This window comes from Acinetobacter guerrae (genome assembly GCF_009372255.1).
Lineage (GTDB): Bacteria > Pseudomonadota > Gammaproteobacteria > Pseudomonadales > Moraxellaceae > Acinetobacter > Acinetobacter guerrae.
In genome coordinates this window covers 194239-208721 of the sequence record NZ_LXGN01000001.1, presented here as the reverse complement: position 1 = coordinate 208721, position 14483 = coordinate 194239, and the positions used below count along the sequence as shown (strand labels likewise).

The 14483-nt window shown below is 39.2% G+C and carries 14 protein-coding genes; 6 read left to right on the top strand and 8 right to left on the bottom strand.

The annotated features are described in order from the left end of the window. Positions 1 to 4 precede the first annotated feature (4 nt). The 6 genes from A7A69_RS00955 (at position 5) to A7A69_RS00930 (ending at position 8277) form a co-directional block, all read left to right on the top strand. Positions 5 to 1150, top strand: coding sequence for a YdcF family protein (locus A7A69_RS00955; RefSeq protein WP_152875993.1), 1146 nt, complete (start codon positions 5 to 7; stop codon positions 1148 to 1150). Beyond that, positions 1151 to 2176 (top strand): alpha/beta hydrolase, encoded by a 1026-nt coding sequence (locus tag A7A69_RS00950; RefSeq protein ID WP_152875992.1) that lies wholly within the window; start codon positions 1151 to 1153, stop codon positions 2174 to 2176. Positions 2177 to 2201: 25 nt separating this feature from the next. Beyond that, positions 2202 to 2555, top strand: a complete 354-nt coding sequence (locus A7A69_RS00945; protein WP_120369239.1) for a hypothetical protein — start codon at positions 2202 to 2204, stop codon at positions 2553 to 2555. Positions 2556 to 2652: 97 nt separating this feature from the next. Continuing rightward, complete coding sequence (gene mfd / locus A7A69_RS00940; RefSeq protein ID WP_152875991.1) at positions 2653 to 6111, top strand: transcription-repair coupling factor; 3459 nt, start codon at positions 2653 to 2655, stop codon at positions 6109 to 6111. Between the two features lie 237 nt (positions 6112 to 6348). Then, entirely contained in the window at positions 6349 to 6783 is a 435-nt protein-coding gene (locus A7A69_RS00935; protein ID WP_120369237.1) for an HIT domain-containing protein, read from the top strand. Positions 6784 to 6897: 114 nt separating this feature from the next. Further along, on the top strand, positions 6898 to 8277 hold the full coding sequence (locus tag A7A69_RS00930; protein ID WP_152876176.1) for an adenylate/guanylate cyclase domain-containing protein: 1380 nt from the start codon (positions 6898 to 6900) through the stop codon (positions 8275 to 8277). A 41-nt stretch (positions 8278 to 8318) separates the two neighbouring features. On the opposite strand, the gene fdx is transcribed toward A7A69_RS00930, so the two are convergent. From fdx to A7A69_RS00890, 8 genes are all read right to left on the bottom strand, one after another. Beyond that, positions 8319 to 8657: an ISC system 2Fe-2S type ferredoxin gene (fdx, locus tag A7A69_RS00925; RefSeq protein ID WP_120369235.1), complete on the bottom strand. Its 339-nt coding sequence runs from the start codon at positions 8655 to 8657 to the stop codon at positions 8319 to 8321. A gap of 15 nt (positions 8658 to 8672) precedes the next feature. Then, complete coding sequence (gene hscA, locus A7A69_RS00920) at positions 8673 to 10532, bottom strand: Fe-S protein assembly chaperone HscA (RefSeq protein WP_152875990.1); 1860 nt, start codon at positions 10530 to 10532, stop codon at positions 8673 to 8675. Between the two features lie 37 nt (positions 10533 to 10569). After that, complete coding sequence (gene hscB, locus A7A69_RS00915) at positions 10570 to 11085, bottom strand: Fe-S protein assembly co-chaperone HscB (protein ID WP_120369233.1); 516 nt, start codon at positions 11083 to 11085, stop codon at positions 10570 to 10572. An 83-nt stretch (positions 11086 to 11168) separates the two neighbouring features. Next, on the bottom strand, positions 11169 to 11489 hold the full coding sequence (gene iscA / locus A7A69_RS00910) for an iron-sulfur cluster assembly protein IscA (RefSeq protein WP_120369232.1): 321 nt from the start codon (positions 11487 to 11489) through the stop codon (positions 11169 to 11171). A 28-nt stretch (positions 11490 to 11517) separates the two neighbouring features. Further along, on the bottom strand, positions 11518 to 11904 hold the full coding sequence (iscU, locus tag A7A69_RS00905; protein WP_120369231.1) for a Fe-S cluster assembly scaffold IscU: 387 nt from the start codon (positions 11902 to 11904) through the stop codon (positions 11518 to 11520). Between the two features lie 80 nt (positions 11905 to 11984). Further along, complete coding sequence (locus tag A7A69_RS00900) at positions 11985 to 13202, bottom strand: IscS subfamily cysteine desulfurase (RefSeq protein WP_152875989.1); 1218 nt, start codon at positions 13200 to 13202, stop codon at positions 11985 to 11987. Position 13203: 1 nt separating this feature from the next. After that, entirely contained in the window at positions 13204 to 13677 is a 474-nt protein-coding gene (locus tag A7A69_RS00895; protein ID WP_120369229.1) for an Rrf2 family transcriptional regulator, read from the bottom strand. 111 nt (positions 13678 to 13788) lie between these two features. After that, positions 13789 to 14439, bottom strand: coding sequence for a hypothetical protein (locus tag A7A69_RS00890; protein ID WP_152875988.1), 651 nt, complete (start codon positions 14437 to 14439; stop codon positions 13789 to 13791). Between the last annotated feature and the right edge of the window lie 44 nt (positions 14440 to 14483).

Below are 14483 nucleotides of genomic sequence, written 5' to 3'. Positions count from 1 at the left end.
ATTTATGAGCAAAACTCACTGGATGATTCGATTTGTACGCGTAGTAGGAATATTATTCGTACTTTTTGCATGTCTTGTGGTTTTTATTTACACACCATTTTATTCAAAATTGATCGTAAAAGCGCTTAATTATTTTGTACCTGTCGAAGTGAATCAGGTTGCTGCGAAAAGTCAGCAACAGGCATCTTTAAGTGAACATGATAATTTAGAGCCCGGATCAAATCTTTGGATTGCCCGACAGGCGTATTTAAGTTTAATTGAAAACGCCTTAAATTCTAAAGATTCACAATCTTTAGCGTTGTTGCAAACTCGTTATAAGCTTTTGCAAGAGCGCATTATAGAACAACAAAAAAAGGAAGACGCTGACGAGCCAGAAAAGCCAGCCATTCCGTTATTAAAACCATCAGTTTCCGAACCTGGACAAGTTTTAAGTAGTAGTGAGCCAGAGTTAGAATCAAGTCAACAAAATCCATTACTCGACTTAAATAGTTCTGAAAGCAAAGCTCTCATGCAGCAATATGTTGATTTTTTACAGAAGCATCCTGTTCCTGTCGAGCATGATCAAGTGATTGACCAACAGACCACACAGGATATTGCTTTGGTCAAACAAAATCAAAACGATGAAAAGCTAAGCACTCATAACAAACCTTATGCGATTGTGGTGTTAGGTGGAGGGCTTACATTGGATGAAAATAAAAAAGATATCGTTGTGAATCCTTATACACGCTTACGGTTGGAAAAGACGCTGGAGTTACATAACCAGAATCATTTACCAATAGTATTAAGCGGGGTTGAGGCACCTTACATGCAAAAGTGGTTAAAAGTGCGTGGTGTAGATGCGAAGCTTCTTGAAAATAGAAGTATGAATACCTGTGAAAACACGCGATTTAGTTCATTACTATTACAAAAGAAAGGCGGTGCACCAACAGTCATGTTGGTTACTGATATATATCATATGCCAAGAACAAGACGTTTATTTGCTTTAAATGGAATAGAAACAATTCCTGTGGAAGCCCCGATGCCAACTCAATTGACCGCATGGCAGCCGAGCCAACAAAATTATGATCATAGTCGCCGTGCAAATTATGAATTATTGGCAACAATTCGTGATGTACTTTTTGGCTCTAGCGGATGTCGGGAGGTACCTTAAATGCCAGAAATTCCTTTTTTAAATCCTGCGGTTCTTCAGCAACTGGATTTGCCAATTCCGAGTCGTGATTTAACGCCGCAAGTTCTTGAGCCTTTAAATCTGAATCACGCCTTTGAGCCATCAAAAGATATTTTAGCTTATCGTAAACTCTATGGTCTTGATTTGCTCGATTGTGAACAATGGCAAGGCTATATTCAAATGCCACTATTTAAGCTACACGTGCAGGTGTTCAAACCGCACCAGAAGCCATTGGGTACGGTCTGCTTGCTGCATGGTTATCTGGAACATAGTGGAATTTATCAACCGATTATTCGTGAAATATTGGAACAGGGCTTTAGTGTATTGACTTATGATCTGCCGGGTCACGGTCTAAGCGATGGTTCACCTGCCAATATTCAAAATTTTGATCATTATCAGCAAGTATTGAAAGCAGTTCACCAGTACGTTAAACATGCCAGTCAGCTTCCAAAACCTTGGTTAGGTATTGGGCAAAGTACGGGTGGTGCGATCTGGATGCATCATTTACTTGAATATGCAGAAAAAAGACAAGATCCGATTGTAGATCGTGTGCTGTTATTATCGCCACTAATTCGGCCTGCTAAAACCGCATGGTGGCATAACTCGGTGGGCTTAGGCATTATCAAACGGATTAAACGCCAAGTGCCGCGACATTTCAGACGTAATAATCATAATCCTGAGTTTCTACGTTTTATTCGGCTTAAAGATCCTTTACAACCGCGTATGATGGGAATGGACTGGATTTTGGCAATGTCTAAATGGATGCTTGAAATGGAGCAACGTCCGCCATGTCGTATTCCAGTCTGGTTGGCACAAGGCGCACTTGATCAAACTGTGGATTGGCGTTACAACATCGAGTTTATTCGACGTAAATTTCGACTGCAAACTCTGTTGATGCTTGAAGAGGGTTCGCATCAACTGATCAATGAGCGAGCTGATATACGTGCTGCTTTAACGGGACTGATTCCTGCATTTTTACATGCACGACCCAAGCATTATTACTATTAATGAACTGTATTCGTGATGACTAGCAATGTTAAACAAGCTCTCAAATCTATTTAAATCTGGCAAGCCATCGGCTGAACAGCAATATATGCAACAGCATCAAATTCAGTTCGATTCACAGCAAGGTTATATTGTTGATGGAATTGTCATGAATGATTTATCGGAACGGCTGGAATATTTTTCAAATCGAAAATTATCCAGTTTTAATGATTTGGAACAGCTTTATTTAAGATCAATGTTGATTAATGAAAAAATTGATCTGGAAATTGCAACAGGGCGTTATGTTGCTCGCTTGGGAAATAAACAAGAAAACTTAGAACAATTCAAAGGTCTGATTGAAAAGCTTAATCAGTACTATCGAACATTTAAGCGAGATCAATAATTCCTTCAAAGCTTGCTCAAACAACAACATAAATCAAGTTTGGTCTTGGCTCATCATGTTAATATAGATGCTATGTCTTTTTATCTAAATACATTCAATGTTCCAACAAGAAATCTCTCAGCTCAAATTACAGCAATTAAAAGCAGGCGAAAAACGCTGGATCGGATCAATACTGGGTTCATCTGGCGCGTTTCTATTTAAAGAAATTGCCGATCAATGCACCTCTTTGTTGGTTATTGTGGCAAGAAATAACCAACATTTAGCACAGTTAGAAAGCGAACTTGAATTTTATGGCATAAAACCGACGATTTTTCCTGATTGGGAAATTTTGCCCTATGATCGATTATCACCACATCAGGATATTGTTTCCGAACGTCTTGCGATTTTATCCAATATGCCGCAAAAGGGTATTTTACTCATTTCTGCTGCAACATTGGCTCAACGTGTCGCACCTGTTTCGTGGGTATTGGGGGAGCATTTTGATATTCGAGTTGGACAAAAATTCGATCTAGAAAAAGAAAAATTAAGATTGATTCAGGCTGGCTATCATCTGGTTGATACAGTTTATGATCACGGTGAGTTTGCGGTACGTGGCAGTATCATGGATATTTTTGCTTCAGGGCAAGAGCAGCCGATTCGTGTAGATTTATTTGATGATGAAATAGATACACTCAAATTTTTTGATCCAGAAACCCAAAGAACGACTGAAAGTTTGAGTCAATTTACAGTATTGCCTGCAAAAGAATTTCCATTAAAAGAAGGGCGTTCTGTGTTTCGTGATCGTTATGCAGAAAGTTTTCCAACAGCAAATCCTAAGAAAAATCCAATTTATCAGGATGTACTTGATGGAATTTCGTCACCTGGCGTTGAGTTTTATCTTCCTTTATTTTTTGAAAAAGAAGTGATGCAAAATCAGAGTGCATTGACTTCATACTTACCAAAAAATTGCATTGTCATTACAAATTCAGACCTTGATGAAAATTTGATGCAGTTTTGGAAAGATGTCATGCAACGTTATGAAAATCGCAGGCATAACGTTGATCAACCAATTTTAGCACCCGAAGATTTATTCCTGATGCCCAATATGGTGCTTGAGCGTCTTAATCAATTCCCTCGAATTTTAGCCAGTTCTGAGCAAATTGATGGACGTGCAGGTTCAATTAATCTCGATACCTTACAACCACCCAAACTACATGTAGATGCTAAAAAAGAACAGCCTTTTGAAAGTGTAAAAACCTATATTGATGAGTCTAATCATCCTGTGCTTTTGGTTGCTGAAAGTGCAGGTCGTCGTGAAAGTTTAAAAGATTCGCTAAGATCAAGTTTGGGTGAAATTCCAAATGTTGACGGCTTTACAGATTTTTTAAAGCAACAATATGCAATTGCGATTACCAATGCGCCTTTAGATCGTGGCTTGGTGATTCGAGATCAGCTTTCAGTCATTTCAGAAAATCAATTATATGAACATCGTGTTGTTCAACGTCGCCGTAAACGTCAGCAGGAAGTTTCTGAAGAATTTCTGATTCGGAGTTTAACCGAGCTTAGCATCGGTGCGCCTGTTGTGCATATTGATCATGGGGTTGGGCGCTATGCAGGGCTGATTACACTTGCAATCGATGGACAGGATCACGAGTTTTTACAACTTGATTATGCTGAAGGTTCAAAAGTTTATGTGCCTGTGACCAATTTGCATTTAATTAGTCGCTATAGTGGTGGTGATCCCGATCTAGCACCATTACATAAATTGGGAACAGATACTTGGAGTAAGGCAAAACGTAAGGCCCTAGAGCAAATTCATGACGTAGCCGCAGAACTTTTACATATTCAGGCACGTCGCCAGTCTAAACCTGGATTTGCTTTTGAACTTGATCAGAGTCTTTATATGCAATTTGCCAGTGGGTTTGCGTATGAAGAAACGCTCGATCAGGCGAATGCGATTGAAGCAACGATACATGATATGCATTTGGCAAAGCCGATGGATCGTTTAGTCTGTGGTGATGTTGGTTTTGGTAAAACCGAAGTGGCGATGCGTGCAGCATTTGTCGCGGTTCAAAATAATAAACAAGTCGCAGTATTGGTGCCAACAACTTTGTTAGCGCAGCAGCACTATGAATCTTTTAAAGATCGTTTTGCTGATTGGCCTGTGCGTATTGAAGTTTTATCTCGTTTTGGCTCAAACAAAACTCATCAAAAGATTATTGATGATTTAATCGATGGGAAAGTCGATATTGTGGTGGGTACGCATAAACTGCTACAGGAAAATGTCCAGTTCAAAGACTTAGGACTAATGATTGTAGATGAAGAACACCGCTTTGGTGTGAGAGATAAGGAACGAATCAAAGCATTACGTGCTGATGTGGATATGTTGACTTTAACTGCAACACCAATTCCACGCACATTGAATATGGCATTTTCTGGAATGCGCGATTTATCTATCATCGCTACACCACCAGCGCGCCGTCTAGCTGTAAAAACCTTTGTACAGGAACATACTGACGAATCTGTCAAAGAAGCAATTTTGCGTGAGTTACTGCGCGGTGGTCAGGTTTATTTTCTGCATAATGAGGTTGATACGATTGAGCGTACCGCCGAAAATATTCGTCACCTTGTTCCAGAGGCCCGCGTAGCTGTTGCACACGGACAGATGCGTGAACGTGAACTTGAGCAAGTCATGCAGCAGTTCTATCATAAAGAGTTTAATGTTCTGGTCTGCTCAACAATTATCGAAACGGGTATTGATGTACCAAATGCCAATACCATCATTATTGAGCGTGCCGACAAACTTGGACTAGCACAATTACATCAGTTACGTGGACGGGTTGGACGTTCACATCATCAGGCTTATGCATATTTGCTTGTACCATCGATTAAACATTTAAAAGGTGATGCTGAAAAACGTTTAGATGCGATTCAACGTGCTTCGATGCTCGGCGCAGGCTTTATGCTTGCCACAGAAGATCTGGAAATTCGTGGTGCAGGTGAGTTATTGGGTGAACAACAAAGTGGTTCAATGCAGGCAATAGGCTATAGCCTGTATATGGAAATGTTGGAAAAAGCCACCAAAGCCATTCAAAAAGGCAAAACACCGAACTTCGATGCACCTTTATCACTGACTGCTGAAATTAATCTGCATATGCCAGCGTTAATTCCAGATGATTATCTTGGTGATGTTCATCAGCGTTTATTATTTTACAAGCGCATTAGTAACACCGATACACAGGAAAAACTTGATAATATTCGTATGGAGTTGATTGACCGTTTTGGTACTTTGCCACAAGCGGTGAAACAGTTATTTAGTGTGCATCAGATTCGACTCAAAGCTGAACACCTTGGAATGACCAAAGTCGATATAAATGCAAATGGTGGTTATGTTGAGTTTTCGCCAGATACACCTGTACAGGCGATAAGTATTATTCAGTTAATGCAGAAAAATCCAACTCACTATCGTATGGAAGGTGGACAGCGCCTAAAAATTACAGTGCAATTACAGGATTATGACAAACGCATTCAATATATTCAGGATTTACTTGGAAAACTTCTGAATGAGTTGCATTAACACATTTAACTTCTCATTAAGTATCTGTAATGAAAATCCATCGATTTTCATTACATTTTTTAGTTTAACTTTATATTGCTGCAATGTGTGATCAAGCTGCTGTAAAATTGAACTTTTATTGATGAATAATTGAATAAAATCATTGTTATTTGTAAGTAAACAAGGTACTAATAATATTCACATCACAAGTGTTGTGATAGTATTAGCCATCATAATTCATGCGTCATTTATAAAGATATGTTTAGTTTGCATCCACAACTTGCTCAAGATACTTTTTTTGTAGGCGATTTTCCGCTTTCAACATGTCGTTTAATGAATGATATGCAATTTCCATGGTTGATTCTTGTGCCGCGCGTGCCAGGTATTACCGAACTTTATGAATTGAGCCAAGCTGATCAGGAACAGTTCCTCCGTGAATCTAGCTGGTTGTCAAGCCAATTAGCACGTGTTTTTCGTGCAGATAAAATGAACGTGGCTGCGCTTGGAAATATGGTTCCACAGTTGCATTTTCATCATGTAGTTCGTTATCAAAATGATGTGGCTTGGCCTAAACCAGTTTGGGGAACGCCTGCTGTGCCTTATAGCAATGATGTACTCGCACACATGCGCCAGACTTTGATGTTAGCTTTGCGTGGACAGGGTGATATGCCATTCGATTGGCATATGAACTAAGTCTGTGTTGAACCACATAGGGATTTATGTGGTTTAAGTTAAAGATCGGAGAGTAGTGTGCCATTAGATAGGCTGGTCGATAGAGAACCGCGTCAGTTTGCTTATTTTCATCGTATGATGGGATATTTCATACTGTCACTGATAGAGGTTATTTATTCTTTTACCTCGCCTGATGCTAACTATCAGCTCTATATTCCAGTTTTTCTTGTTTTTATTTTATTTATAACTCCAAAATTAGATCGCTGGTTACAATACAAATTTGATAAGAATGTATCCAGAAATATTTTTTTTGTGATAGATAGTATTGTCGTTGCAGTCTCATTGGCTGGTGTGCATTTAAGTTTGGTTTTAACCTTTACCACTTTATTTGCCTTATTATATAGCGCAATAAATAGCAAAATTTCTTTTATGGCTGCCTCGTTGTCAGGCATGATTGGGATTAGTGTTTTTTATGCCAGTACAATTTTTATTTTTGGTTTTCAGGACTATTTTGAGCCAACAAGTCAGGAACTTACGGTCATTAGCTTAATTTGCCTGATTATGTTTATTAATATTGGCAATTATTATCAGCATATACAAATCGAAAAACTGACTCATTTGCGTCAGCACTATTATAATCAAATGACGCGTTATATGGCGTTTTCTAATCAGCTCAGTCGTTATGCACCGTTGCAACTTTGGCAGTCGATCATGCGCGGGGAATCAGAAGCAAAAATCGAATATAAACGTAAAAAGCTGACGATTTTCTTTTCTGATATTCAGGGATTCACTGAGCTTTCCGAAAGTTTAATTCCAGATGATTTGGCTTTTTTACTGAATGACTATTTAAGTCACATGACAGAAATTGCCAAACAATATGAAGCGACTGTTGATAAATTTATGGGAGATGCCATTCTCATATTTTTTGGTGATCCAACGTCGCAGGGAGTGGAAAAGGACGCAAAATCTTGCGTAGAAATGGCGATTGCCATGCGCCAACAAATGAAACTCTTAAGAGAGCGTTGGATTAAGATGGGCTATCCCGCTCTACATATTCGGATGGGAATAAGTACAGGTTACTGTCACGTAGGTAATTATGGCGCAACTCATCGTATGGCTTATACCATTGTAGGGCGTGATGCAAATTTGGCAGCACGCTTACAATATGCGGCTGAAATTGATGAAATTTTAGTTTCTGATGACACATATCAATTGGTTAAAAATGAATTTCTATGTGCGCCCAAAGCCCCTATTTATCTAAAAGGTATTCAGGGTGTTGTTAAGACGTGGCAAGTCATGGAAAAATATACGGGCAAAAAAACCGATAATCAACAATGGTTTGATTATGAATACAAAGGATTTCATTTGGTACTTAACCTTGAAGAAGTACAAAATTTTGAATATCCAGAATTGGTTGAAGTGTTAGAAAAAATGATCCAGCGGATTCAAGTTCAACAAAATCTAACCAATTCACAAGGTGTTGCCAAATTAAATCTTGAAGATGAAGTAAAATAAAAGCCACTCTTTTGAGTGGCTTAAAATTTAAATCATCTCAATTAATGATTTTCTGAAGCATGGTTAATCGTATACTTTGGAATTTCAACTTCTAGATCTTCATCAACGATTTTTACCTGACAAGACAGGCGTGAATCGGGTTCTAGCCCCCAAGCACGATCAAGCAAATCAGCTTCAACATCATTCATTTCTTCGAGACTGTTAAAACCTTTGCGAACAACCACATGGCAAGTCGTACATGCACATGACATATCGCAGGCGTGTTCAATTTTAATGCCATTGTTTAGCAAGCTTTGGCAAAGGTTGGCATTTTCCTCAACTTCAAACTCAGCACCTTCTGGGCAAATTTGCGCATGTGGAAGAACTTTAATACGTGGCATATATTCACCTGTTTCTTAATTTGAGTCTGACCAGTCGTTAAGCTTGGTGCCTTTGAGTGCATGATCAATATGACGGTTCATACGTAAAGCTGCAAATTCATCGCTATAGACTTTAAGCTCTTGTACAGCTTGTTCAATAGCTTGAATGTTGTCTGCATTTAGTTGGGTGCTTAAATGATCTTTGGCAGCATTTAATGCGACTAATTGTGGTTCGGCTAGTAAGGCCGCATCAACTTTTAAGGCCTGCTCAAGTGCTTCAAGCTCGCGTCGCGCTTCAACTTTGGTTTCTTGCAAATGACGTAATAGTTTGTCTTCTTCGGCATGTTGAAAGCCTTCAACCAGTAATCTTTCCGTATCTGTTTCAGACAAGCCGTAAGACGGTTTGATATCAATCTGGGCTTTTACGCCAGATGTCGTTTCTTGGGCGGCTACTGTTAATAGTCCATCTGCATCGACTTGAAAAGTGACTTCAATACGTGCCTGACCTGCTGTCATTGGTGGAATACCATGCAACACAAAACGACCAAGTGAACGACAATGTTCAACCAGATCACGCTCGCCTTGCACCACATGAATTAGCATGGCAGTTTGACCATCTTGATATGTGGTAAATTCCTGACGACGCGCGACAGGAATTGCGGTATTACGTGAAATCAGTCGTTCGACTAAACCGCCCATCGTTTCTAAACCAAGAGAAAGAGGGGTGACATCGAGTAAGAGAGAGCCATCTTGCGAATTACCAATCAACTGATTGGCTGTGATTGCAGCACCAATAGCGACAACTTCATCTGGATTAATGGTGCATAAAGGCTCTTGATTAAATACTTCACGAACCGCTTTCTGTACAGCATAAGAGCGAGTAGAACCACCGACTAATACCACATTCTGAATATCATCCAGACTCAGTTTGGCGTCGCGTAAAACGCGGTTACAAACACTGATCGTTTTGTCCAGTGCAATTTTAATGATCGATTCAAAGCTCGCACGATCTAACTCTAAAACATGGTCGAGTGCCTTAAATTTAACTTGATCTAGATCGGATAAACTTTCTTTTGCTTTACGTGCAGCGACAATAAATGCGGCATATTCTGCATCATCTAGGGTGTCTATATTGAGCTGTTTTTTTGCCCATTTCACAATTAAACGATCGAGATCATCGCCACCTAAAGCAGTATGACCACCTGTCGCAAGTACTTCAAATACGCCTTGTGAAAAACGTAAAATTGAAACGTCAAAAGTACCGCCGCCTAGATCGTAAATTACATAATTATGATCTGTTTGTAGGTTTGTATCCTGATCTAAACCATAAGCCACAGCAGCAGCAGTAGGTTCATTTAAAAGGCGTAAAACATTTAAACCTGCCAGTTGAGCTGCATCACGCGTTGCTTGACGTTGGGCTTCATCGAAATACGCAGGTACAGTAATCACTGCACCATTGACTGGATTTTTGAGGCTAGTTTCTGCACGATCTTTAAGTTGCTTGAGAATTTCTGCTGAAATTTCAACAGGTGTCTTACGCCCAGCACGAGTTTCAAAAGCTGGCATTTCATTATCCGCACCAATTAAAGTATAAGGATGTTGAAATTTAATATCCGCTTTAGAACGTCCCATAAAACGTTTAACTGAAATAATGGTATTTTTAGGATCTGTCGTGATAAAGTCTTTGGCATTATCACCATATGCAGTCGCTTTCTCGGCATAATGCACAATTGATGGCAGTAAAACGCGATCTTTGTCATCTGGTAAAACTTTTGCTTTGCCAGATAGCACAGTGGCAACTAAAGAATGTGTTGTTCCAAGGTCAATCCCAATCGCAATACGATGTTCATGCGGGGCACTTGATTGACCTGGTTCAGCAATTTGCAAGAGTGCCATGAGTTAAATCCCTTGAAAGTAAATCGGTACAACTAAATTAAAATTCATCATCTAAGTCAAAGCTGTCATCATCCAACATTTGATCTTCGGCTTTATCGATATCATTGAGTACGCGTTGGAAAAAACGCAACTTACGAACAGTATCGCGAGCTTCACCCCAGTCTTCATCTTCATAATCAATTTTAAATTCACGAATCAAACCATCAATCCATTGATTAACTTCAATTTTTAGGGTTTGAAGTTGTTCGGTATCACTTGCTTCTTCAAGCTGTTCACGAATTTCCAAAGCAGATTGCAAAAACTCAAAATCACTAATCGATTGATCCAGATGGTGATCTTGCTTTTTGAGTGATAATAGATAGGCCGCACGACTGTCCACTTGTGAAAGTGTTTTATACGCCTGATTGATTTCACTGGATTTGATAAGCGCCTGATCTTTATCTTCAGCTTTATCTGGGTGATATTGTTGCTGTAAGTTCAGGAAATTTGCTTTTAACGTGGCTAAATCGATATCGAGTGCTACGGGCAAGTTGAACAAATCAAAATGATTCATGGGAGATGAATTCCGTAGTAAATAAATATATTAAAAACAGTGTAAAAACACTGCTTTTAATATCAATTCAAAAAGCAAGGGCGTTAAACTGTGAAGGATTCCCCACAGCCACATTCGCCTTTTTTGTTGGGATTGTTAAATTCAAAGCCTTCATTAAGACCGTTTTTAACATAGTCCATTTCCAAGCCTTCAAGATAGACCAGACTTTTGGGATCAACAAAAACTTTTACACCATGCTGTTCAAAGACTTGATCATGTGTATCCATGTCATCGACAAATTCAAGCACATAAGCCAAACCCGAACAGCCTGAAGTTTTCACACCCACGCGAATGCCTTCACCTTTACCACGATTCAGCAAATAATTGCGAATGTGAGTTGCTGCATTTTCAGTTAAATGAATCATGAAAACTCCGTGAAATTAAAGCATTCAATTAAGCTTTAGTCTTTTTGTTGCGGTAGTCATCAATTGCAGCTTTGATTGCATCTTCTGCTAAAACAGAACAGTGAACTTTCACAGGCGGTAAAGCAAGTTCAGTTGCAATATCAATATTTTTGATTGCTTGCGCTTGATCAAGTGTCTTGCCTTTTAGCCACTCTGTAACCAAAGAGCTAGATGCAATTGCTGAACCACAACCGTAAGTTTTAAAACGTGCTTCTTCAATAACACCTTCGTCATTGACTTGAATTTGTAGGCGCATTACATCACCACACGCTGGCGCACCTACCATTCCCGTACCTACATTTTCAGCATTTTTATCTAAAACACCAACATTACGCGGGTTTTCGTAATGATCAATAACTTTTTCACTATAAGCCATGTTGCTTCTCCAAACCTCGGGGTCAGCCTAATATTAAATATAAGGGCAGAAATACGTTTTTCAATCGATAGATCGTTGGGTTAATGTTCAGCCCATTCCACTGTCGAAAGGTCGATACCTTCTTTATACATATCCCAAAGCGGAGAAAGTTCACGTAATTTCTCAACAGCAGCCTTGGTAATTTCGAGCACGTGGTCAATATCAGCTTCAGTTGTGTATTTACCAAAACTAAAACGAATCGAGCTATGTGCTAGTTCATCAGACAAACCTAAAGCACGTAATACATACGATGGCTCTAGAGTTGCGGAAGTACATGCTGATCCAGAAGATACAGCCGCATCTTTAAGTGCCATCATCAATGATTCACCTTCAACAAAGTTAAAGCTAACATTGAGATAGTTTGCTACGTTGTGAGTAGGATGACCATTTAAGAACACTTGTTCAAGACCCTGCAAGCCATTCCATAATTTGTCACGTAGTTGACGAATGCGAGTTTGTTCAGCTTGCATGGTTTTGCCAGCAATTTCAAATGCCTCACCCATACCTACAATTTGATGGGTTGCTAAGGTACCTGAACGCATGCCACGCTCATGACCGCCGCCATGTATTTGTGCTTTTAAACGAACACGTGGAGTACGACGAACATAAAGTGCGCCAATCCCTTTAGGACCATAAACTTTATGACCTGAGAAGCTCATTAAATCAATTTTCATGGTCGAAAGATCGATTTCAACTTTACCAGCAGCTTGAGCGGCATCAACATGCAAGAAAGTTTTGTTCGCACGAGTGAGTTCACCAATAGCAGCAACATCCGTTAAAGTACCAATTTCGTTGTTTACCATCATGAGTGAAACTAAAATTGTATCTGGACGTAAAGCTGCTTTCACCATTTCAGGGGTGATTAAACCTGTGCGTGGCTCTGGTTCTAAGTAAGTGATCTCGAAACCTTGCTCTTCTAGTTCACGGCAAGGATCTAAAATTGCTTTATGTTCAATTTTACTGGTAATGATATGTTTGCCTTTTGAACCATAAAACTGAGCAATACCTTTTAATGCAAGGTTATCGGATTCAGTCGCACCTGATGTCCAGACAATTTCACGTGGGTCAGCTTTGATCAAATTTGCGATTTGTTCACGCGCATATTCAACTTTTTCTTCTGCTTGCCAACCATACGCATGAGAACGCGATGCAGGGTTACCAAATGTACCATCAAATGTCAGGCATTCCATCATACGTTCTGCGACTTCAGGCAGTACGGGCGTAGTTGCAGCATAATCAAGATAAATTGGACGTTTCATTTCAAATACCTGTAGCCGATAAGAGAGCAGAATCATAATCTGTTGAATTTTGGCGAAGTGCGACAGTTTGTACAGTATCGCGATTGACCAGATCAGACAGTGTGATTTTTGCGAGGTAATCGGCAATGTGATGGGAGAGTTCTTGCCATAAATCATGAGTCAGACACATTGCACCATTTTGACAGTTGCCTTTATGGTCACAACGTGTTGCATCTACAGTTTCATTTACGGCTTCAATGATTTCTAAAATGGTAATTTCGCTGGCTTTACGGGCTAAATGATAACCACCATTTGCACCACGAACACTAGAAACTAACCCATGACGCTTTAATTTCGCAAATAACTGCTCAAGATAAGCGACTGAAATGGATTGACGGGCTGCAATTTCGGCAAGCGTGATCGTTTGTTCAGTTGGCTGCAAAGCTAGATCAAGGAGAGCAGTCACTGCGTAGCGACCGCGAGTTGTAAGGCGCATGATTCGGTACACATGTTTAGACTAGATAGGCTAATTTTAAGAATCCCGACTAAAATAGTCAAGTTTTTTTATATTTATTCAATCGATTTATTAATTGCTTTTATTTTGTAATTATTTTGACCATAAATTATACACTAATAAAGCAACTAAAACGACAGTTATTATAGTAAAACCAATATTGATTAAACGTTGGCGCTGTTGAAGAAGACGAATACGATTTTTATATTGTTTAAGCTCAACATGCAGGTTATTAATTTGAGAACGTTGGGCATCAATTTTTTCAAGTAAAGGTGCAATTCTTTTTTTAGATGCAATCGCCTGATTTGCTTCATGTGGCTGACGTAGCCATTGTTTCCAATCTGCAAAAAGTTTTGGCAAACTAAAATATAAAAGTAAATCTTTGAATTGCTCTTTAAGTTCCGTATCACCTCCAATTCGCATGGTCTTGATGCTACGGCGATTACCAAAAATAAAAATTTTAATCAAATCGAGCAGGGTACTACTAACTTCGAGGTCAACATTACGATCGGCAGGCGCCTGTAAATCAAACAAAACGCCTTTATCTGTAAATTGCACATAAAAGTCAAAGTAGGGTATATAACTATTGATTCTTAATGAAACTTTTTTATTTACAAAAGCTTTGGCCTGAAGTCGTATCACGCCATCATTTTTTAAAATAAACGAAAAAACGGTTTCAAGTACAATTAACAAAATGTTAAGCAACAAATGAGACTGTTCTTTGCTTTGTTGCGACTCGCTCATACCAACATGGTCCTTAACGCTATAAAAAGTTCGAGATCCAATCT

Bases quoted from the DNA above. Each gene is read 5' to 3' on its own strand.
- A7A69_RS00955 (WP_152875993.1), top strand. From the start codon at position 5: ATGAGCAAAACTCACTGGATGATTCGATTTGTACGCGTAGTAGGAATA.
- A7A69_RS00950 (WP_152875992.1), top strand. From the start codon at position 1,151: ATGCCAGAAATTCCTTTTTTAAATCCTGCGGTTCTTCAGCAACTGGAT.
- A7A69_RS00945 (WP_120369239.1), top strand. From the start codon at position 2,202: ATGTTAAACAAGCTCTCAAATCTATTTAAATCTGGCAAGCCATCGGCT.
- mfd (WP_152875991.1), top strand. From the start codon at position 2,653: ATGTTCCAACAAGAAATCTCTCAGCTCAAATTACAGCAATTAAAAGCA.
- A7A69_RS00935 (WP_120369237.1), top strand. From the start codon at position 6,349: ATGTTTAGTTTGCATCCACAACTTGCTCAAGATACTTTTTTTGTAGGC.
- A7A69_RS00930 (WP_152876176.1), top strand. From the start codon at position 6,898: ATGATGGGATATTTCATACTGTCACTGATAGAGGTTATTTATTCTTTT.
- fdx (WP_120369235.1), bottom strand. From the start codon at position 8,657: ATGCCACGTATTAAAGTTCTTCCACATGCGCAAATTTGCCCAGAAGGT.
- hscA (WP_152875990.1), bottom strand. From the start codon at position 10,532: ATGGCACTCTTGCAAATTGCTGAACCAGGTCAATCAAGTGCCCCGCAT.
- hscB (WP_120369233.1), bottom strand. From the start codon at position 11,085: ATGAATCATTTTGATTTGTTCAACTTGCCCGTAGCACTCGATATCGAT.
- iscA (WP_120369232.1), bottom strand. From the start codon at position 11,489: ATGATTCATTTAACTGAAAATGCAGCAACTCACATTCGCAATTATTTG.
- iscU (WP_120369231.1), bottom strand. From the start codon at position 11,904: ATGGCTTATAGTGAAAAAGTTATTGATCATTACGAAAACCCGCGTAAT.
- A7A69_RS00900 (WP_152875989.1), bottom strand. From the start codon at position 13,202: ATGAAACGTCCAATTTATCTTGATTATGCTGCAACTACGCCCGTACTG.
- A7A69_RS00895 (WP_120369229.1), bottom strand. From the start codon at position 13,677: ATGCGCCTTACAACTCGCGGTCGCTACGCAGTGACTGCTCTCCTTGAT.
- A7A69_RS00890 (WP_152875988.1), bottom strand. From the start codon at position 14,439: ATGAGCGAGTCGCAACAAAGCAAAGAACAGTCTCATTTGTTGCTTAAC.